The sequence below is a fragment of the bacterium genome, assembly GCA_030693205.1.
GTDB lineage: Bacteria > Patescibacteriota > Minisyncoccia > JAHIHE01 > JAHIHE01 > JAHILZ01.
Window position 1 is genome coordinate 1 of the sequence record JAUYBG010000009.1, and the last position, 18,977, is coordinate 18,977.

At 38.7% G+C, this 18,977-nt stretch carries 18 protein-coding genes; 16 read left to right on the forward strand and 2 right to left on the reverse strand.

Annotated elements, in window-relative coordinates; translation table 11 throughout:
- Positions 1 to 287: 287 nt before the first annotated feature.
- From Q8N37_01715 to Q8N37_01730, 4 genes are all read left to right on the forward strand, one after another.
- Complete coding sequence (locus tag Q8N37_01715) at positions 288 to 632, forward strand: hypothetical protein (protein MDP3057220.1); 345 nt, start codon at positions 288 to 290, stop codon at positions 630 to 632.
- A 215-nt stretch (positions 633 to 847) separates the two neighbouring features.
- Entirely contained in the window at positions 848 to 1,609 is a 762-nt protein-coding gene (pyrF, locus tag Q8N37_01720) for an orotidine-5'-phosphate decarboxylase (GenBank protein MDP3057221.1), read from the forward strand.
- Between the two features lie 40 nt (positions 1,610 to 1,649).
- Entirely contained in the window at positions 1,650 to 1,958 is a 309-nt protein-coding gene (locus Q8N37_01725) for a hypothetical protein (protein ID MDP3057222.1), read from the forward strand.
- 12 nt (positions 1,959 to 1,970) lie between these two features.
- On the forward strand, positions 1,971 to 2,900 hold the full coding sequence (locus Q8N37_01730) for a phosphoribosyltransferase family protein (GenBank protein MDP3057223.1): 930 nt from the start codon (positions 1,971 to 1,973) through the stop codon (positions 2,898 to 2,900).
- A 641-nt stretch (positions 2,901 to 3,541) separates the two neighbouring features.
- Here the strand turns inward: Q8N37_01730 and Q8N37_01735 are convergent.
- Together Q8N37_01735 and Q8N37_01740 are read right to left on the reverse strand one after the other, a co-directional pair.
- Positions 3,542 to 5,263 (reverse strand): glycosyltransferase family 39 protein, encoded by a 1,722-nt coding sequence (locus Q8N37_01735; GenBank protein ID MDP3057224.1) that lies wholly within the window; start codon positions 5,261 to 5,263, stop codon positions 3,542 to 3,544.
- A gap of 33 nt (positions 5,264 to 5,296) precedes the next feature.
- Positions 5,297 to 6,913 (reverse strand): glycosyltransferase family 39 protein, encoded by a 1,617-nt coding sequence (locus Q8N37_01740; GenBank protein MDP3057225.1) that lies wholly within the window; start codon positions 6,911 to 6,913, stop codon positions 5,297 to 5,299.
- 110 nt (positions 6,914 to 7,023) lie between these two features.
- On the opposite strand from Q8N37_01740, the gene Q8N37_01745 reads away from it, so the two are divergent.
- From Q8N37_01745 to rpsP, 12 genes are all read left to right on the forward strand, one after another.
- Entirely contained in the window at positions 7,024 to 7,857 is an 834-nt protein-coding gene (locus Q8N37_01745; protein MDP3057226.1) for a hypothetical protein, read from the forward strand.
- 62 nt (positions 7,858 to 7,919) lie between these two features.
- The gene (locus Q8N37_01750; protein MDP3057227.1) at positions 7,920 to 8,252 is read left to right on the forward strand and encodes a hypothetical protein; all 333 of its coding nucleotides are present in this window, start codon (positions 7,920 to 7,922) and stop codon (positions 8,250 to 8,252) included.
- A gap of 56 nt (positions 8,253 to 8,308) precedes the next feature.
- Positions 8,309 to 8,845, forward strand: coding sequence for a hypothetical protein (locus tag Q8N37_01755; GenBank protein MDP3057228.1), 537 nt, complete (start codon positions 8,309 to 8,311; stop codon positions 8,843 to 8,845).
- 34 nt (positions 8,846 to 8,879) lie between these two features.
- Positions 8,880 to 11,378, forward strand: a complete 2,499-nt coding sequence (locus tag Q8N37_01760) for a type IV secretion system DNA-binding domain-containing protein (GenBank protein ID MDP3057229.1) — start codon at positions 8,880 to 8,882, stop codon at positions 11,376 to 11,378.
- A gap of 16 nt (positions 11,379 to 11,394) precedes the next feature.
- Positions 11,395 to 12,039 carry a ribonuclease HII gene (locus Q8N37_01765; protein MDP3057230.1) on the forward strand — a complete coding sequence of 215 codons (645 nt, stop codon included), beginning with the start codon at positions 11,395 to 11,397 and terminating at the stop codon, positions 12,037 to 12,039.
- A gap of 55 nt (positions 12,040 to 12,094) precedes the next feature.
- Entirely contained in the window at positions 12,095 to 13,954 is a 1,860-nt protein-coding gene (locus tag Q8N37_01770; protein MDP3057231.1) for a hypothetical protein, read from the forward strand.
- A gap of 54 nt (positions 13,955 to 14,008) precedes the next feature.
- Complete coding sequence (locus Q8N37_01775) at positions 14,009 to 14,284, forward strand: DUF5663 domain-containing protein (GenBank protein MDP3057232.1); 276 nt, start codon at positions 14,009 to 14,011, stop codon at positions 14,282 to 14,284.
- 136 nt (positions 14,285 to 14,420) lie between these two features.
- Positions 14,421 to 14,651, forward strand: a complete 231-nt coding sequence (gene rpmF, locus Q8N37_01780) for a 50S ribosomal protein L32 (protein MDP3057233.1) — start codon at positions 14,421 to 14,423, stop codon at positions 14,649 to 14,651.
- Positions 14,652 to 14,669: 18 nt separating this feature from the next.
- Complete coding sequence (nusB, locus tag Q8N37_01785; protein ID MDP3057234.1) at positions 14,670 to 15,206, forward strand: transcription antitermination factor NusB; 537 nt, start codon at positions 14,670 to 14,672, stop codon at positions 15,204 to 15,206.
- A 117-nt stretch (positions 15,207 to 15,323) separates the two neighbouring features.
- Positions 15,324 to 16,016 carry a ribonuclease III gene (gene rnc / locus Q8N37_01790; protein MDP3057235.1) on the forward strand — a complete coding sequence of 231 codons (693 nt, stop codon included), beginning with the start codon at positions 15,324 to 15,326 and terminating at the stop codon, positions 16,014 to 16,016.
- Positions 16,017 to 16,155: 139 nt separating this feature from the next.
- Positions 16,156 to 18,393 (forward strand): AAA family ATPase, encoded by a 2,238-nt coding sequence (locus Q8N37_01795; protein MDP3057236.1) that lies wholly within the window; start codon positions 16,156 to 16,158, stop codon positions 18,391 to 18,393.
- Between the two features lie 109 nt (positions 18,394 to 18,502).
- Entirely contained in the window at positions 18,503 to 18,898 is a 396-nt protein-coding gene (gene rpsP / locus Q8N37_01800; GenBank protein ID MDP3057237.1) for a 30S ribosomal protein S16, read from the forward strand.
- The last annotated feature ends 79 nt before the right edge of the window (positions 18,899 to 18,977 follow it).

Sequence of the window (18,977 nt, forward strand, 5' to 3'; positions counted from 1 at the left end):
AATGAGGCAAAACAATGAATTTGACATACGTATTTGAATGTGCTAATCTTTGGTTCGAGGGGAGATTTTATCTTCCTTTTTTAATAAGGAGGCCCCAAACCATATAAGGTTCGGGATAAAAATTGTTCCCTTAAAATTTAAGGAAGGTGAAAATATGGCAAGAGAAAAGATAGAAGAGGAAAAACCCCCTGCTCAATTGAAGCAAAGGGCTGACGGCGAATTGATTGACGAAACAACGGGACAATGCCCATGTTGTTTTCCCAAGAGGTGAAAAGATGGCAAAAGACATGAGAGTTGGAATTGAACCGCTGGATATAAGAACCAAGAAAGGCATAATGGAAGACGGGGATGATTCGACTAAGGATCCATTAGAAGAATGGAAAAAAGATGTAGTCGGAAAGAAGTCAAAGTATTTACGGCTGGGATACATTGAGTCGCCAAGACGAAAAACGGAAATGAAGAAGGAAACTTTTAAATATCCGGGCGAAAAAAAACATTGCGGAAGCTGCAAATCCGCGAATATAATTCCGCCTGAAGCGCTTTTGAAAGGCGAAGTACCTTTTGAAAATCTTTGCGGTGATAGCAGCTGCGATGCTTGCAGAGAATGTGGCGGTGAAAGAAAAGGGATATAAATAAGGTGATAAATTGACAGAAATTAAGAAAAAAAAGAATACGAAATTAACAGCGACCAAGCCAAATTTTATTTGCGCGCACTCCGATTTTAAAAAAGACGGGCTATGCGTTCGAACAAACGGAATTTGCGCTTGTCTTCTGGTTTAAGGAAATTTTCCTGTGAATTGAATGAGAACACAAAAGAAACAAAAAAATGAATTAAGGATGTGGTTAAATGAAAGAAAATCCAGTATTGGTGGCATTAGACGGAATGTCGCCAGAAAAAGCATATGAACTTGCTGAAACATTAAAAGGTCTAGCTGGAGGATTTAAAGCCAACAACCTATTGGATGCGGCAGGTCCAGAAAATGCAATCAGGGAACTGAAAAAATACGGTGAAACTGTAATGGCAGATCCGAAATTACACGATATACCCAGTACGGTTGCAAATCGCATAGAAGAATACGCAAATTTTGGGGCAGACCTTGTAACGGTAATGGCGGGAGGCGGTATTGAAATGATGTGTGCAGCTATGGATAGCGCGGAAAAAGTCTTTGAAGTTAAAAGACCAAAGCTTCCGTTAACTAGAGTTGTTGCAGTCACAGTTTTGACATCGCTAAGCGAAGAAGAATGCCAGCTAATATACCACATGCCAATAAAAGCGGCCGTGCTTAGTTTCGCAAAGGATGCTTTTATAGCAGGCATTGATGCGATAGTTTGCTCTCCGCAGGAATTGGAATTTTTGAACAGGTTCAAATATCTTGATTCTATAGATAGGCTAACTCCTGGCATCACTCCGCTGTGGTTTATTAAACCAGCAGATCAAAATAGGGTAACTCCACCTTCGGTGGCAATTAAAAATAGAGCATCTAAGATCATTATTGGCAGAGCTATAACTAAACCGCCAAAAGAAATTGGTACTCCAGTTGACGCCATTCAGAGAATTCTGGAAGAAGTTGAAAAAGCCAGAGAAGAAATGGAGGCAACTAAAAAGTAGTTGAGTTCATCTCAACTACTAAATTTCAAGAGGTGATGAAATGGAATGTATAGGAAAAAATGCTGCCGGCAATATTATATTATGCGCTTGCTTTGTGCGGCAAATTAAGGGATGTTGTAATGACGAAATGATATCCGGAAAAAATGCCAGAAAAAATTTTACTGGTATAATAGAAAAGATCGATTGGGATAAAGTAACGATATGTCGCGGCTTCAACGAGCAAAGCGAAGACGGACGTATCTGTATTTGTCTCGCTGGCCAGAAGCAAGAAAGCTGTGATCTAAAAATGAGAATTGTGTCAATGACCAAGGCAGATGTAGCAGACTATATTGAGGATTTGAATTGCTAAGAGGTGATGAAAGTGGCAGAAGAATTTTTAACTCAATTTCAGAAAAGAAAACTTGATGCTGTTGCGGCGGCAATGAATGAACGAGTAAGAGAACTGGCTCCAAAAATCCTATTGCACGAAGTCATATTTGAAGCCGGAATTAAAGGCGGAGATGGTAGTTTGTATGCTGTTATGCCCAACTGTGCAGCTCGCGGCGTTGACCCCGATATAATAAATGGAATTCTTAGGGTTTTTGACCCTAAAATTCAGCTAGCTCTTAAACATCGGAATCCGTTTAAGGACCTTGCGGCGATTGTTACTTCGATAATAATCTGGGAAACGCCAAACGCCTTTCTGGTCAACGAAAGTAATCCCCATACGCTGAAAAATCAGACTAAATCTCCAATCTATGCCGATAATGCCATAATGAATACCTGGCCTCCCTTCATGAACACGATAAGCGCATTTGCACAAATTGAACTGGAAATGGCTATGAGAAAATGCGATGTAATCATCGGAGGAGAATCAAGGGGAATACCTTTTGCTACATGGATTGCAAAGGATTTGGCAAAAGGAACCGGTATAGCGCGGAAAGAAATCAAAACTCACGGAACAAAAAAAGGCGTAGAGGGAGGAATACTTCCGGGAGAGGTAGCAGTCCTTGTTGAGGATTTGACAACAGACGGCGGCTCAAAAGAACCCTTTGTTAAAAACATAAGGAACATGGGAGCCGAAATTAAGGATGTACTCGTAGTTTTCGACAGAAAACAAGGAGCAGAAAAATTCCTAAGGGAAAAACTCGGCGTAGAGCTGCATTCATTGACAGACATAGATGTGCATCTTAAAGTCGGATTAGAGCGTGGCTATATAACACCCGAGGAGGAACAAAGCATTCAAGAGTACTTGAAAGATCCAAAAGCTTGGAATATTGGTCGAAATTATGGCTGGCCAATAAGCGGTTAAAAGTTAAAAGTATAAAATCAATTTGAGCGCGTGAAATTTTCACCGCTCTTTTTTTATTTATGCTTTTGTTGTTTCAAGACAGGGGTTGACAAAACTATATTTTTGAGTATAATAGAAAGGTAGAAAGATTAGAAGAGATTCTATTATTTTTGCCCAATTTGTCATTATGATGATAAAACACAGCAAGGACAAAGCTATGATGGCCAAAAGCGCTTATGGAAGCAATAGAAGCGGACAATTTTATATTTTTCAGGAATAAAGAGAATCAAATCTCTTTATTTTTTATTGAGCATAAAAGATCCTGAAACAAGTTCAGGATGACAAAAACAGCGGATTAGCAATTTCCCAGTGATAGTTGATAATTATTACAAGGAAGTTGCCAATTCTGAGATAAAAAAGGAGGAGTTGGTGAGTTAACTTCGCAAAAGAACAAAAAAAGGAGATTCAAATGAACGACAGTAAAGAAAGCAATGACGGTGTACCAAAAACAGGACCATATGAAAACAAAGCAAAGTCTGGAAATCCTGGCGGAAGCGGCTATCAGACAAATGCGTAAGGATTAACAGCGCTTAAATAGTGGAAATTATTTCATAAAATTATGAATTTTCTGCTTTTTTTTTGCGGATAAAGTCAAAATTAATTTATTGCACTCTGTATTTTGTCACTACGATCCATCCTCTATAACCAAAAACATCTTGGAACCCCGCTTCGTCTACTTGTATCCAGTTTTGGGGTACATTCGGTTTATCGCTGCCGAATCCTGTAGTCCAAACGAGCCAAATAATTTCTCCCCGTCTTATATTTTTATTAAAATCAGTCAGGAGATCATAATCTGTCAGCAAAGCAGTGCCGGAAAAATGGGGGATTTGTCTTAATGCCGTCAGGCCCGGCGCGTAAAGCAAAGGAGTCAGATATTCCGGATACAGCCGCTGATCGGGAAAAGCATTTCTTTCTTCGATTATCATGCTTGGATTAAAGTTTGAGGGATACCCATTACCGAAATATTTTCTATAAGCGTAATATTTATAGGTAAAAAAGATAAATGATGAGTTGATGTATACCTTGTCTTCCGGATTCGCGTTCTTGAATAAATATTCCGAGGCGCCTGCCATTCCCGGTTTTCCGGTCGGGCTGGTATTTTGCCAGCCTCTCAGGAACAATAAAATACTGCTGATCACGAGAATGCTAAAAATAATTTTTTTCAGAAGCCTTTTTGTTATTGACTCTATGAAAATAGCAAGAATTATCAGATAGAACAAGCCGACAAAAACAAAATAACGGTCAAGATATAAAGATCTGTTGAAAGAAAGAATGGCTGATATGGCAAATGGAATAAAAAACGAAAAGATCACAAGCCATTTATAGTTATTTTGTTCGCGTTTTAGCGCGAAGGCAAAAATCGCGAGAATTGCCAATGAGATTAGTATAAGATTATCATTGGCAGTATAAATATTTGTGCCGGTAAAAATATGAAATATGGTATTGGGGATCGAATAACGGTCCATCGCGGGAATCCAATAATTTTCTTCGACTTGGCCGAGCTGACGGAGTAGTATCGGCAGCCAAGGCAGGAATATTATTAAAGAGGTGCAGTAGGCGATAGCCGCGCCTTTGACGTTTTCGCTTTTTATCCATTCGGCAATTTTTAAGCCATAATTTTTAATTGCCCAGAAAATCATAAATAGCGCTTGGGCGGCTACGGAAAAGATCAAATAATAATGCGTATAAATAGCCAGTGCCGCGCTTACGCCATATAATATCCACCAGCGATATTTTTTTATTCCCGCCTTCAGGCTTGCGAATATATTTTTCGGCGCCGGTTTTTTATCGGCTAAACCGCTGATCCAGTCGCATTTTTTAATAGAGATATCGCAGGCGTTTTTTAGCGTTTCTTTTTCGGAGGTATTATGCGCTTCAATCGCTTTGACCAAAAGCCAGCTCGAAAACATTATTAAAAATGTGCCAAGCGTATACATTCTGGCTTCGGTCGCGTATTGGATCTGAAAAGGATTTATCGCGATGAAAGCGGCCGCAATTAAACTAAGTTTTTCATATTTAAACGCAGCTTTGACAAACAGATAGGTGAAAAATATCGTTAGAATTCCAAAAAACGCGGAGAAAAGACGCAAAGAGAGCAAGCTGTCGCCTAAAACAATATCCCAAATACGGAGTATTATGTAATAAAGAGGCGGGTGGACATCAAGTATGATGCGTTGGATCATTTCATTGAAAGGATAGCGTATAAGCAAGGCGGAAAATGCTTCATCGTGCCAAAGCGAAACAGCGGTGATGTTGTAAAGGCGGAGAATGGAGCCAATAAGTATGATCGCGAGCAGATACAATTTTGTTTTATTTAAAGCCATAGTTAAAGATTTATGATTTATGAATTTTAAATTTTATTCTTCAAAGACTGCCATTATTGTTTCTCCAAATTTATTTTTTTCTTCAATGGTTAAGCGCGCTTTCGGATGATATTGCCTGAATTTTTTAATATCAAATAAAGTTGACTGGGTAAAAATGATTTGATCGCCTTTTTTTAATTTTACCTCGTATGATTTTTCAGGCGTAATAAGGATGTAAGGATTATTTGTCAGGGTTGTAAAATATAGCACTGTTTGCTCGGAAAATTTATCAAGAGATAAGTAAGTTTTTATTTTATCATTTCGCTGGTTTAAATAATCGCTGACGGAAGTCAAGTCTGACCGATAAGCGTAATATGCCTCCGGGGAATTGGCGTAATAAACAAAATAAGCATTAAACGCGCCGGCAGTGAGCATGGCAATATAGAACGCAAGGGCGAATGTCGCAAGGCTAATAGCGTTAGAATTGTTTTTAAATTTATTAAGCGCGTAATTTATGATTTTCGCCAAAATTATTGCCGGAAAAATAAAAACCACCGGCATTACTCCGATCAAGCGCAAGCCATGCGGAATGCCCTCGGCGGTCGTAAGTTCCGGCACGAGCATGGCGAAAAACCAAAAAATCAGAATAATATATTTCCCGTCGCGAAAATCGGTTTTATGATAAATATATTTTGCGGACCGCCAGAGCGCATAGATCAATCCGATCAAAAAGAAAATACTGACAGCCGGCGGCAAAAAAGGCATTCCTGAAACATTGTGCCGCCAGTTCAAGTCTCCTTCGGTGAAGAAAGACCAGGCGGTTTTTTCCGCCACGGTCAAAATCGTACCGACTAGGTCGCCGTGATTCAGGCTGGCCGTGAACACGGAAACTTGTCCGGAACGGCCGACAAAAGATCCGGGGTGAGTATAAAAATAATAGCCGAGAGGAGCAAAAAAGACCAAAAAACTGACAGCGGAAATAATAAGATATTTTTTATAAGAAAGAATCGTTTCGTATAGTTGGCGCGAGGATTTATATTTAACATAAATTAAAATCGCAAAAAGCGCAGGAAGAATGACTATCATCATGCGATAAGCGATATAAGTATAAAAACCCAGCGCGAAAAAAGCGCCCGCCATGATTGCCGAGTAGATTTTTTGTCGGTCATCGCGGCTTTGGATAAATCGGACGATATAGTAAAAAACCAAAGTGGTAAAAAGCGGTACCATTATGGCGCGAAACGCGGTACGCGAAAGCGTGATATGCCAAGTGGAAACAGCCATAAAAAAAGCCGCGAGCGACGCGGTTTTAAAATTAAACATCCGGCGCGCTAAGAAAAAAAGAACAATGACTTCCGCAACCCCGATAAGCGCCGAAACAATATGATGCTGCCATGGTCCGCGGCCGAATAATTCTACGGAAAACGCCAACAGATAAAAAAATAATCCTTCGCGTCCGTTTCCTCTTTCAAAAAAAGGAGAACGATCGCCTTGGAGGATGCTGTTGATATCCAAACCGTTGGCCGCTTCGTCAGGGAAGAGTCCGCCTGGCAATTGGGTGATCTGCCAAAGGCGAAAAAAAGCGGCGATTAAGATTATAATGGTTATGGTTAAAAAATTTTTATGTTTATAAATAAATGCGGATATGACTTCTTTTGGTGAATTGCTCATTTGTATTGGTTTTTAATTTATGGTAAAATGATTATACATATATAATAGCATAGTTTTATAAATTTTGCATCAGAGGCAAGAATACGCTATAACTAATTTAATTTTGAAATATGCCTAATTTTTATGGTAAGCCCGGCAAAAGCGCTATTAGAACCTTAAAAGATGTAGTTAATAAGGCGTCAAAAAAAGGCGGTTTGCCGCATGTAAATCGTGTTGAAAAACAGCAAGTATTTACCGCCTTTGAAAAAGTTTTTACCAAAAGAGGCAAGGAGCCCGTTAAGATGGATATCGCTAAAATGCAAAAAGAGGTTTTTAATAAGTTTCGCAATAATCGCAGGGATCGTCTTGATCCCAAAGAAGTCGGCGAAGTTGAAAAAGTGTTAGGCCTCGAGAAGATATACACTAAGAAAATCGGTTCAAAATTGTCTGAAATAGCCAGAGCAGAAAAAAAATTAGAAGCTGAAAATAAAACGCAAAAGGCCGTGGAACCTGAAAAAATACAAAAACCGTCTAAGCTTAAAGTGTTACAGCAAAAAATAAAAGAACCCAAAGCATTTACTGTCGTTTCCAACAGTAAAATATCTGACGAAGGTTCAAAGCAAGGAATGTCAAACATAAAAGTGCCAGAGCCTGGCACAGCAGCGAAAGAAACAAAAGGGTTCAAGCCGTCAAAATCCGGGATGTCCCATGCGGCGTTTGCTCCCGCAATATCTTATAATTTTCCCGAAAGAGATCCCAGGCTTAATACGATTGCAGAGCCCGATTCCGAAATATCGCCCAAAGCGTTAATCTCAAAAATACCGCAACAACCGCTTGATAATGAAATGCCAGCTGTAATACCTGACTGGAAAACGGCGGCATATGGCCCAAAAACATCAGATTTGCCCGAGTCATCCAGTTTACCGGAATCGGCAGGGACACAAAACAAGGACATCGACGACTAAGAAAAAGCGCAGATAATTTTAGCGTAGTGATTCGTTAGTATTTTAAAAACAATATTAGTATTATGAAAAAAATTTTTCCTAAATTTGGGAGGAAAACCGCCGCCGATGAGATCATATATCAAATTCATTATTTACGGATGCAGGGCAAGTTAAAAGATATTAATCAGCGGGAAGAAAAGGAAATAGCTGATGCCATAAGAAGTAAGTTTCCAACTGATAAATTTATTGATACATTTCAGCTTTATAAAGAAGTTTTTAAGCCATTAGGCTATAAAACCGGTGATTTATTGGATCCTGAAGAGATTGAAGAGGTTGGGGGGAGTGTAGGTTTAAGAGAAGCTGATTTGGATAGCTTCCGCAACAGGCATAGTTTGCCGCACAGCAACAAAGACTAATTGAATTTTTAGATCAATAGTTAGCTTTTTTATTTTGAATTTTAAATTTTTGTTTTATGCTTTCAAAATATTCCGAAAATAAAGAAAATGCCGGTTCGCCGGAAAAAAATAAAGCCGAAATGCATGAAGAGATCGCTCGATTGAGAAAACTCCTGGAAATAAAAGAAAGAGAGCTGAAGACAACGCTGGAATCAGCTTCATTAAAAAACGAGATCTTGCTTGTGCGCGAAAAACTAAAAGCGCGCGGCGTTGAATATGAAAAAAATAAGAAAGAGATCGAGATTAAAAAAGAAAAAGAAATAGCGCCGGAGAGTAAAAAAGAATCGCCGGAGCAAGGCTTCGAGGATCTAAGCATGGCCAGGAAGGCCGCTCCCACAAAACTGCAAATAAAAAAAATTACCCGGCAAATGAAGGACGCAGATATCGCGCATCAGCTTATTGTTTTGGTTGATTTAGCCCGGTTTAAAGGCGTTTATTATGCCGTAAAAATTGCCAAAAAACTTGGCAACGCTTATTTATTGGATCGGCTTCATGATGCAATTGTCAACGATCTCTATGAAGAGCTGGTTAAAGATAAAAAACTGCAATCATAAAAAGAATCCGATTATTTTAATATTTTTATAAATCATGGTATACGAATTCTTAGGTTTCTCGGTTGATATCGCGTCTTTGGAAATTTTTGTTATTTTTTTAATGGCAGTTTTTTTTGTTATTGTCATTCTTAGCGCTGTTATAACGCGGTTACTTGCTCAAGAGGAGATGAAACGCTCATTGAACATGGCGCTTTTTCTTGTTACTTTGCCCAAACAGGTCAAAGACGAAACAAAAGAGAAAGAAAAAAATGAAAAAGAGCTTGTGGCTGTGATGGAGCAGCTTTATGCGACTCTGGCAAAGCTAGATACCAATTTTTTGTATGGACCGTCGCATTTTTCTTTTGAGATCGCAGTCGCGTCAACTTCGCAAGAGATCGGTTTTTATGTAGGCGCTCCAAGGAAATTTGAAAAATTGATAGAAAAACAAATTCATAGTTTTTATGCCACGGCTCAGGTTGAGCGGGTAGAAGATTATAATATATTTATGCCGACTTCATTCGTGGCCGGCAAGACCCTTACTCTGAGCAATGATTTTTTATTTCCCATAAGAACTTATCAAAATTTAGAATTTGATCCTCTGAATAATATTACCAACACCCTTAGTAAGCTTCCTATCGGAGAGGGAGCTTCGGTTCAATTGTTAATAAAGCCGGTATCTAGCAGCTGGAAATTTAAAAGTTTTCATTTTATCAAGCAAGTTCAAAAGGAGGGTTTGCAAAAAGCCGTTACTGACCAGAAATTCGTCAGTAAGATCAATAAAATATTTCAATCAAAGCCTAAAAAAGACCCTAATAATCCTGTTTCCGAAGAATTATACAGGCTTTCTCCTCTTGATGAAGAAGCGATCAAGCTAATCGAAGGAAAGGCGAATAAGACGGGTTTTATGGTCAACATTAGGATTATTGCCGCGGCGCCGGAGCAGGAGCGCGCAAAAGATATTGTTAACGAAATTGAAAGGGCGTTTAGCCAATTCGAATGGCCGAATTTAAATAGTTTCAAGATCGGAAAGATAGAATCGGACAAAGAGAGGTCTTTGAGCAAATTTTCCTATAATTTTATTTTTCGAAATTTTGAAAAAAGCAAACCGATGATCCTTAATACGGAGGAACTGGCCAGCATTTTCCATTTTCCGACCATTGTTTTGGAAACGCCAAAGGTTAAATGGCTCGCGACTAAAAATGCCCCGCCGCCTCAAAATTTATCCGCCGAAGGTTTGATTTTGGGTTATAATATTTATCGCGGCGAGGAAATGGTGATAAAAATTGCCAGAGAAGATAGAAGGCGGCATCTTTACGCTATCGGCCAGACCGGAACCGGCAAGTCTAATTTTTTTGCGGAAATGATCAAAAGAGATATTGCCGCCGGGGAAGGCGTTTGCGTTATTGATCCTCACGGTGATCTGGTGGATAATGTTTTGACTTGCATTCCAGAGAACCGCGTGGAAGATGTGATTGTTTTTGATCCATCCGATACAGTGCGCCCGCTTGGCTTGAATATGCTTGAAGTTGCCAGTGAAGACCAGAAAGATTTTGCCGTGCAAGAGATGATCACGATATTCTATAAATTATTTCCTCCGGAAATGATCGGTCCGATGTTCGAACATAATATGAGAAATGTTATGCTGACTCTGATGGCGGACGCTGAATATCCCGGAACGATCGCGGAAATACCAAGAATGTTCACGGATACCGAATTTCAGAAACTAAAAGTAAGTAAAGTGACCAATCCGGTAGTGCGGTCTTTTTGGGAAAAAGAAATGGCTAAAACCAGCGATTTCCATAAGTCAGAAATGCTTGGCTACTTGATCTCGAAGATCGGTCGGTTCGTGGAAAACTCGATGATGCGCAATATAATCGGACAAGAAAAATCGGGATTTAATTTGAGAGAAATTATGGATAAGCAGAAAATATTATTGGTAAATCTTTCCAAAGGAAAAACAGGCGAGGTTAATTCGAGCCTTCTGGGTTTGATTATCGTTTCAAAACTTCAAATGGCGGCAATGAGTCGGACAGATATTCCCCAAGAGCAAAGAAAAGATTTCTATTTGTATATTGATGAGTTCCATAATTTTACGACCGATTCGATCGCCACCATTCTTTCGGAAGCCAGAAAGTATCGCTTGAATTTGAACATTGCCCATCAATTCATAGCTCAATTGCCGGAAAATATCAGAGATGCGGTTTTTGGCAATGTGGGCACTTTGGTTTCATTTCGAATTGGCGCCGATGACGCGGAATTTGTCGCTAAGCAGTTTATGCCGGTATTTAACGAGCAAGACCTGATAAATATCGATAATTATAACGCTTATATCAAATTAATGATAAATGGAACGGTTAATCGGTCTTTTAATATGCATATTTACGCTCCTACCAAAGGAAGTACCGAGATCGCATTGGCGGTAAAAGAATTATCCCGTTTGAAATACGGCAGGCCGAGGGAGATCGTGGAAAAAAGAATTTTAGAGCGAAGCCAACTCGGATCGTCTTTGGCAAAATCTTCCGCGACAATGGTGCCGGGAGAAAAGATTAGCTAGCAGATAAGAAAAAAATATGGCGCCGAATTTTGAATATGAAAACAAGCTAATAGGTTCCGGTTTTTCCGGAATTTGCGGAATTGACGAAGTCGGCAGAGGCCCTTTGGCCGGACCGGTGGTAGCGGCAGCGATTCTGATTAACGCGGAATTATTCAAGGATCTGTCTGGTTTCAAAGGCATTAACGATTCAAAAAAATTAAGCGCAATCAGGCGAGAGAAATGGTATGAGATTCTGACTAAGCGCGAAAATATCAAATGGGGAATCGGGATTATTTCAGAAAAAATAATTGACGAGGTGAATATTCTGGAAGCAACGAAACTTGCAATGCTGGAAGCGCTTAAAAAAATGATCCGCCAGTCGGCCAAGCAGCCTGATTTTCTATTGATCGACGGTAATTTTATTTTGGAAAATATTGATTTAAACCAAAAAGCCGTTATTAGGGGTGATGCGAAAGTAATTTCCATTGCCGCCGCTTCGATCATTGCCAAAGTGACCCGCGATCGTATGATGCAGAAATTCCACGAAGATTATCCCGAATATGGCTTCGATAAGCACAAAGGTTATGGCACTCGGTTGCATTGCGAAATGATCAAGAAATATGGTCCTTGCGCGATACACAGGAGAAGTTTTGAACCGACAAAATCATTGACAAAACGCTAATTTTCCGCTAAGATAAAAGATAATTAAAGTAATTTTGGAATAATAATTTAAAAATATGAGAGAGCAAAGATTTGAAACAATTGGCGCAGGAGATTTTTCGAGTAATATTGGCAAGCAGGAAAGCGATAGTTTTGATTTGGAAAAAAACAAAGAAAAAATTTCGAACTTAAAGCGTTTAATAAAAATTGAAAAAAATAAAGGAAAAAAAGCTAATTTAGAAGGCGATTTAAGAAAATTACAAGAAAAAGCGGATTCGTTTGAAAAAAAAGGAGAATCAGCGGATTTGTTAGCAGGTAAAAGCAAGGAAAAGGATAAAAGAATAACATGGGGAAAAAAGAGAAAAAAAACTAAAACCAGCGCGAATGCTGTTGAAAATAATAAAGCTCAGGATGTTAATGTAAAAATCGAAAAAGTAAATGATTCTAAGCATGATTTTGTTGTTCTTGAAAGAGAAGTTAATGTTGATATAGATAAAATGGATTTTTTAGAGTTAAAACATGAGCGTGAAATGTTGGATTATAAGATAAGCAATACCGAAAACGAAATTCGTCTTGATCCCTCTTTAAGTAAAAAGAAAGAAACCTTCAATGATTATAAAAAAATAAAAGATAAAATGGATAAACGGTATAAAGAAATTGAACCGAAATATGTTAATGATTCAGATAAGGTTGAGGAAAAAATAGAAAAAGAGAATAAGGAAATAAACGCAGAGATGGAAGAATTGGGGAAAAAAATCTCACCCGAATTAATGCAGGAAGCAATTTTAGAAAATGAAAAAAAATTGAATGAAAATAATGAGGGGGAAAAAAATAAAGGTAGTCAGCTAACGCTTGAAAAAAGCTTTGAAAAATATGAAGAAGATGAGAGGTTGAAAAAAATTCAAACACGCGAACCGGCGCCTGAAGAAAAAGAGAAGCTCGACGAGCTGCTAAAAGTGGATTTTAAAAAGGAAGAACCTGTTAAAAATATTCACGAAGAGATATTTGAAAGTGTTCCATCCGACGTTAAAGAACAGTGGCGGGAGCGGGCAATTGATAAAGAAGTGGAGCGGTTAGGGATTGAAAAAGATAAAAGAATTATAGAACTGGAAAAGAAACTTACTGAAACAGAAAATCGATTGGAAGAGGAAATAGAAAAAAATACTTCGTTGCAAGAAAAAAAAGGAATTGTAGCGTTTATAAAGAAAAACAAAAAAGATATTCTTATTTTATCAGGTTTGGTTGGCGCGAGTGCGGTTACCGGCGGTTTGGCTGGAGCTGGTTTTGCTTTGGGATCGGCAGGGATTGGCGAAATAGTTAGGCGAAAAATCGCGAAAGATGAGAAGGATAAGGTTCTTTTCGACGAAGAGGAGAAAAAAATTATCGATGAGGCAAAAATTGTTAATATAAGGGGCGAGAATAATGAGCCCGCTCCCGGTTTTTTTAAAAAATTTACGAAAAGATTAGTTCAGGTTTTTAGCGGTAAAAAGAATCCGGAACAGAAAGAAAAGTCGGAAAACATAGCGCCTCAAGATATTGAAAGTGTTGTAAAAAAATACAATGTAATCATAGATGAGCTTAAAGAGGGTTTTCAAGAAGGTGAAATTTCTGGTGAAAAAATTTATGCCACAGCGGATCTTTTTAAATATTGGATAGAGGATGAGCTGGTGGGCACAGGAAATGCGCATACAGCGGTTTGGAAAAAAATTTATGATATTGATCCCGAAATTCAAGCGAAAATGGTCAGTTCGATGCTTGAATATGCCATGGCCAACGATAAAGACAATAAAGAAGCGCAAGAGAAGGTCAAATATTTAACTATGAAAAATAATTTGGATAATATTCCCGGAATCAGTGAAGAAGCGAAAAAGTGGTTAATGGGTGAAAAAGGGGAAGTGGCGACGGGAGAAAAAAGGAGAGAAAGAATGAGAAAATAAATAAACAATGCTAGTCCAAGTGATTAAGCCTTAATTAAAATTAATTTTATATTTATGACGCTTGAGGACAATATAATCACAAAATTAGGCCTTGATAATCTGTCTGCTGATAAAAAAACCGATATTCTGATGCGGATGGCGGATATTATTCAAAAAAGGCTGGCTTTGCGGGTGATGAAGATGCTTCCTGAGACAGCTCTTGACGAATACATAAAAATAGTAGATAATAATGAAATTGGCGGACATGAGTTTTTGGTCAAGAAAATACCGAATTATGCCGCAATTGTCGAGGAAGAGATCGTTAATTTTAAGCAAGAAATAACAGTCTAAACAAAAGATATTTAAAATTCGAATTTTACTTTTTTGTTTATAAATTTATAAACTGCGATTAATTTCTTATTGTTTTTAAATTTGAAATTAAAAATTGTTTTAAAATTTGAAATTAAAAATTTAAAATTATAGTGGTATGGGTACACCTAAACAAAGACATTCAAGAGGCCGAACAAGAAGACGCAGAAGCCATCACGCTTTGGGAGCGATCAAGCTCGTGAAATGCGCGAAATGCGGTACGTTGATCCTGCCGCACCATATGTGCGCGACTTGCGGCGTCTACGCTGGCAAGGAAGTTTTGAAGATTGTCTCAAAAGCGGAAAAAGCCAAGGCAAAAGCCGATAAGCATAAGAAAAAGCACGAATAATAAATAATTTATTATTTTATGTCTGCACGGCATTTATCCAGATCAATAGTTCTTCAAACGCTTTATGAGTGGGATTTCTTGCATAATTTTGTAAACGGTAAAGACGCGGGTGAGGAAATCAAAAAACAAGATGACTTTGAAAGATTGTTAAATAGGAATATAAAGGACTTGGCCGCGGGCGTTGATGATGCGAGCTTTATCATTGAGCTTGCTAAAGGAATAAAAGACAGGAAAAAAGAGATCGACAAGATCATTGAAAAAGCGACTCCGGATTGGCCGATCAATCAAATCACTATTGTTGATCGAAATGTTCTGCGTTTGGGGATTTATGAGTTATATTTCGGCGACACGAAAGAAGTTCCTCCGAAAGTTGCGATCAATGAAGCGATCGAGCTGGCGAAAACATTTGGCGGCGAATCTTCGGGAAAGTTTGTAAACGGGGTTTTGGGAACTATCTATCGCGATATAACCGAAAAAGACAAAAAGACCGAGACAGATGAGGTTAAAAAAAATAAAAAAGTTAATCCGCTCACTGGTGGAAAAAAGAAAAAATAAATTGGCTCGCTTTTAAAATGTGTCGTTAGGATTTAGAGTTAATTTATTATTCGATATTAAAATATTAGGATATTGAAATTCTATAACAGAATATTTCAATATCACAATATCTAATTTATGCAGGTGAAATTAGTAAAATTAGAGAAAATTCTTAAGGTCAAGTTTAAAAACAAAGACCTGCTTCATCAGGCGATGGTGCATCGTTCGTATTTGAATGAAAATCCGGATTTTTCCCTTTCGCACAATGAACGGTTGGAATTTCTGGGAGATGCCGTGTTGGAATTAGTGATAACGGATTATCTCTATAATAATTATTCCAATCCGGAGGGGGAATTGACGAATTTTCGCGCGGCTTTGGTCAATAGCGATATGCTGGCAAAGATCGCGAAAGAGCTGGGCTTGGATGAATTTCTTTTAATGAGCAAGGGCGAATCAAAGGATACGGGACGAGCCAGGCAATATATAATGGCTAACGCGGTAGAGTCGGTAATCGGGGCGATATATCTCGATCGAGGGTATAAGGTCGCCAAGAAATTCATTGAAGAGAATATAGTGAAGGAATTGCCGAATATTTTGGATCAAAAACTCTATCAAGATCCAAAAAGCAAATTTCAGGAAGAGTCCCAAGAACGAGAAGGGGTTACTCCTTCCTATGAAGTTATTAAGGATTGGGGTCCGGATCATGATAAGCACTTCGTAATCGGCGTATTTCTCGGAAAAGACCTGATCGCCAAAGGCGAGGGAAAAAGCAAGCAGGATGCGCAGCGCAATGCCGCCGAGGAAGGATTAAAGGCAAAAGGGTGGAAATAATAATAAAATATAAAAAAGGTTTATTGGTTTATTCAGCCTTTTTTTATTGTCTAAAATTAATTTTTGTGCTAGTATATATTAAGATATTCATTATTTAGGAATAGACGCTATTCCTAAAATTTTTTGTTTATATAATTTTATGCATCTTAAGCGAATTGAGATCAGCGGTTTCAAGTCTTTTGCCCAAAAAATCGCTCTTGAGTTTGATAAAGAGATATCTGCCATAGTCGGCCCGAACGGGAGCGGCAAATCAAATGTGGCCGATGCTGTGCGCTGGGCGATCGGGGAGCAGAGCACAAAAGCTTTGCGCGTCAAAAAAAGCGAGAATTTGATATTTTCCGGCCATACCGCGGGCGTAGGGAAAGCCGGCGTTTCTTTGTATTTCGACAATCGCGATCATGCTTTGCCGGTAGATTTTGACGAGATCGTGATCAATCGCCGTTTGTATAAAAACGGAGATACCGAATATTTTATCAATGAATCGAAGGTGCGTCTTTTGGATATTTTGGAAATGCTATCCAGAGTCGGCATTAATCCAAAAAGCTATTGCGTTGTCAGCCAGGGTATGGCCGATGCGATTTTACGCGCCAGCGCCGAAGAGCGAAGGGGTATTTTTGAAGATGCAGCCGGGGTAAAGCCGTACAAAATCAAACGCAATGACGCGATCAGGAAACTGGAATTGGCAGAAGAGAATTTAAGCCGGGTAAATGATTTGTTGGCTGAAATTAAGCCGCGACTGGCTTTTTTGCATCGTCAAGCGGTAAAAGCGGAGAAAATAGTCGTTGTTAAAAATGAACTTGATGAAAATCTGAAGAAATGGTACGCATTCACGTTAAACCGCTTTAACGATCAGAAAAAAACCATTACAAGAAATCTTGACGAAAAAGACAGTGTTTTGAAAAAAGCCCAAGACGAGCTGAATCACTTGATCAAAAAAATGGACGAGATGAAAGAATCGAGCGGAGACTTGGATAATCGGCAAGAAAATTTAAGAAACGATCTTGAAAATATCCAGATCAAGATCGACGAATGCATAAAAAATCTGGCAATTTATGAAACAAAATTGAAAATCGAAGAAGAGAGAAAAGAGCGGGTAAGCGTTGAAGCGGTGGCAATCAGCATTGATTATATCAAGGAAAAAATAGCGGATATTTATAGCGCCATTAATACGGCTATAGAACTTATAAAAAAAGCAAAAGACGGCAAGCCGGCAATGGGAACCGATCTAAAAAATATTGAATCAAAAATTCGCGAGCTTCTCAGCGATATCAATAACGGCAAGGTGCCGATCGATAAAGAGCAAATCCGCCATCTGGCGGAGGAAAAAGCCAAAGTAGTTGCGTCTTTGTCCGGCGAAATTAATCGGATAAAAAATGTTTTCAGCGAGTTGAATAGTAAAAAAGAAAATATTCGGCATAATATTGACAAAGAAGTCTCGGGAGACAGAGAACGGCGCAGCGAGTTTTTTACCCTCCAGGGAGAAATTAACCGCGCCGAGTCCGCGGTATATAAGCTGCGAAACGAAAAACAAATTGTGGTTATTGAAGAAACCAAGATCAATACCAGGATCGAAGATCTGGTAAGCGAGATAAAAACCGAAACAGGCGAAGGTTTTTTAATTGAGGTTCAAAAAATGGTTCCGGAGGCGATAAATGAATATGAAGTAAAAGAAAAAATCGAAAAACTGAAACGGGAATATATTCAAATCGGCGGGATCGATCCCGCGGTGATCAATGAATGCAAAGAAACCGACGAACGTTATAATTTTTTGGCAAAAGAATCGGGAGATCTCGAGCAGGCGATAATCGACCTAAGAAAAGTTATTGCTCATCTTGATGAAAAAATCGACGAGCAGTTCAATTCGATCTTCAAGAAGATCAATTTTGAATTTAACAAATATTTCCGTCTTATTTTTGGCGGAGGCGGCGCGTCTCTTGAGCTTTTTGAGATTGCTTTCAAGGCAAACGAGGAAAACGCCGATACTGCCGCCAATTTGGAAGGCGAAGAGGAAAAATCCAAGAAAAAAGAAAAAGGAATAAATATCAAAGTCTCTATCCCCGGGAAAAAAGTAAAAGATCTGGAAACCCTGAGCGGGGGAGAGCGGTCTCTTACTTCCTGCGCTATTCTTTTTGCCATTATTGCCAGTAATCCGCCGCCATTCGTGGTGCTGGACGAGATCGATGCCGCTCTCGATGAGAACAATTCGCAAAAGATCGCTCAGATATTGGGAGAACTCGAAAAAATGACGCAATTTATTATTATTACGCATAATCGCGCTATGATGAGGCAGGCAAAAACAATTTACGGCGTTTCTATGACCGACGAAAGCATTTCCAAAATAATTTCGGTGAAAATCGATGACGTGAAGCAGTCTTAGTTGACAAATATACGCTATTTTGCTAATGTATATAAATCTAAGACCTTAAGTATTAGTCATTTTTAATTAAAAAGTTAGCCGTCAAAAGGGCGGAAAATTAATAAATTCTATGTTGCAAATCAGATTGCTAAGAGTCGGCAAAAAACACAAACCATCTTTCCGCCTGGTATTGGTCAATAAAGGCAGAAGACCGGGAAAATATCTGGAAAACTTGGGTTTTTATACTCCTACAAAAAAAGAAAATAAAACAGAAAATCTCAATAATGAAAAGATCACTTATTGGATCAGTAAAGGCGCTCAACTAACCCCGACCGTGCATAATATTTTGCTTGATGCCAAAGTGATTACCGGCAAAAAAGAAAAGATAAAAATTTCCAAAAAAAAGGAAACAGTGAAACCTGGCGAAGCGCCAAAAGCAGCCGTTCCGAAAGCTGAAGCTCCAAAGGTGGAAGTTAAAGCGGAAAATAAAGCTGAGGTTAAAGAAGAAGCGAAACCGGTTGCATAAAATAATTTTGCCTGTCTACTGTCAGGCAGGCGTTTTAAAAAGATTATACTGTTCGTATGATCTTTTTTGTTTATATCTA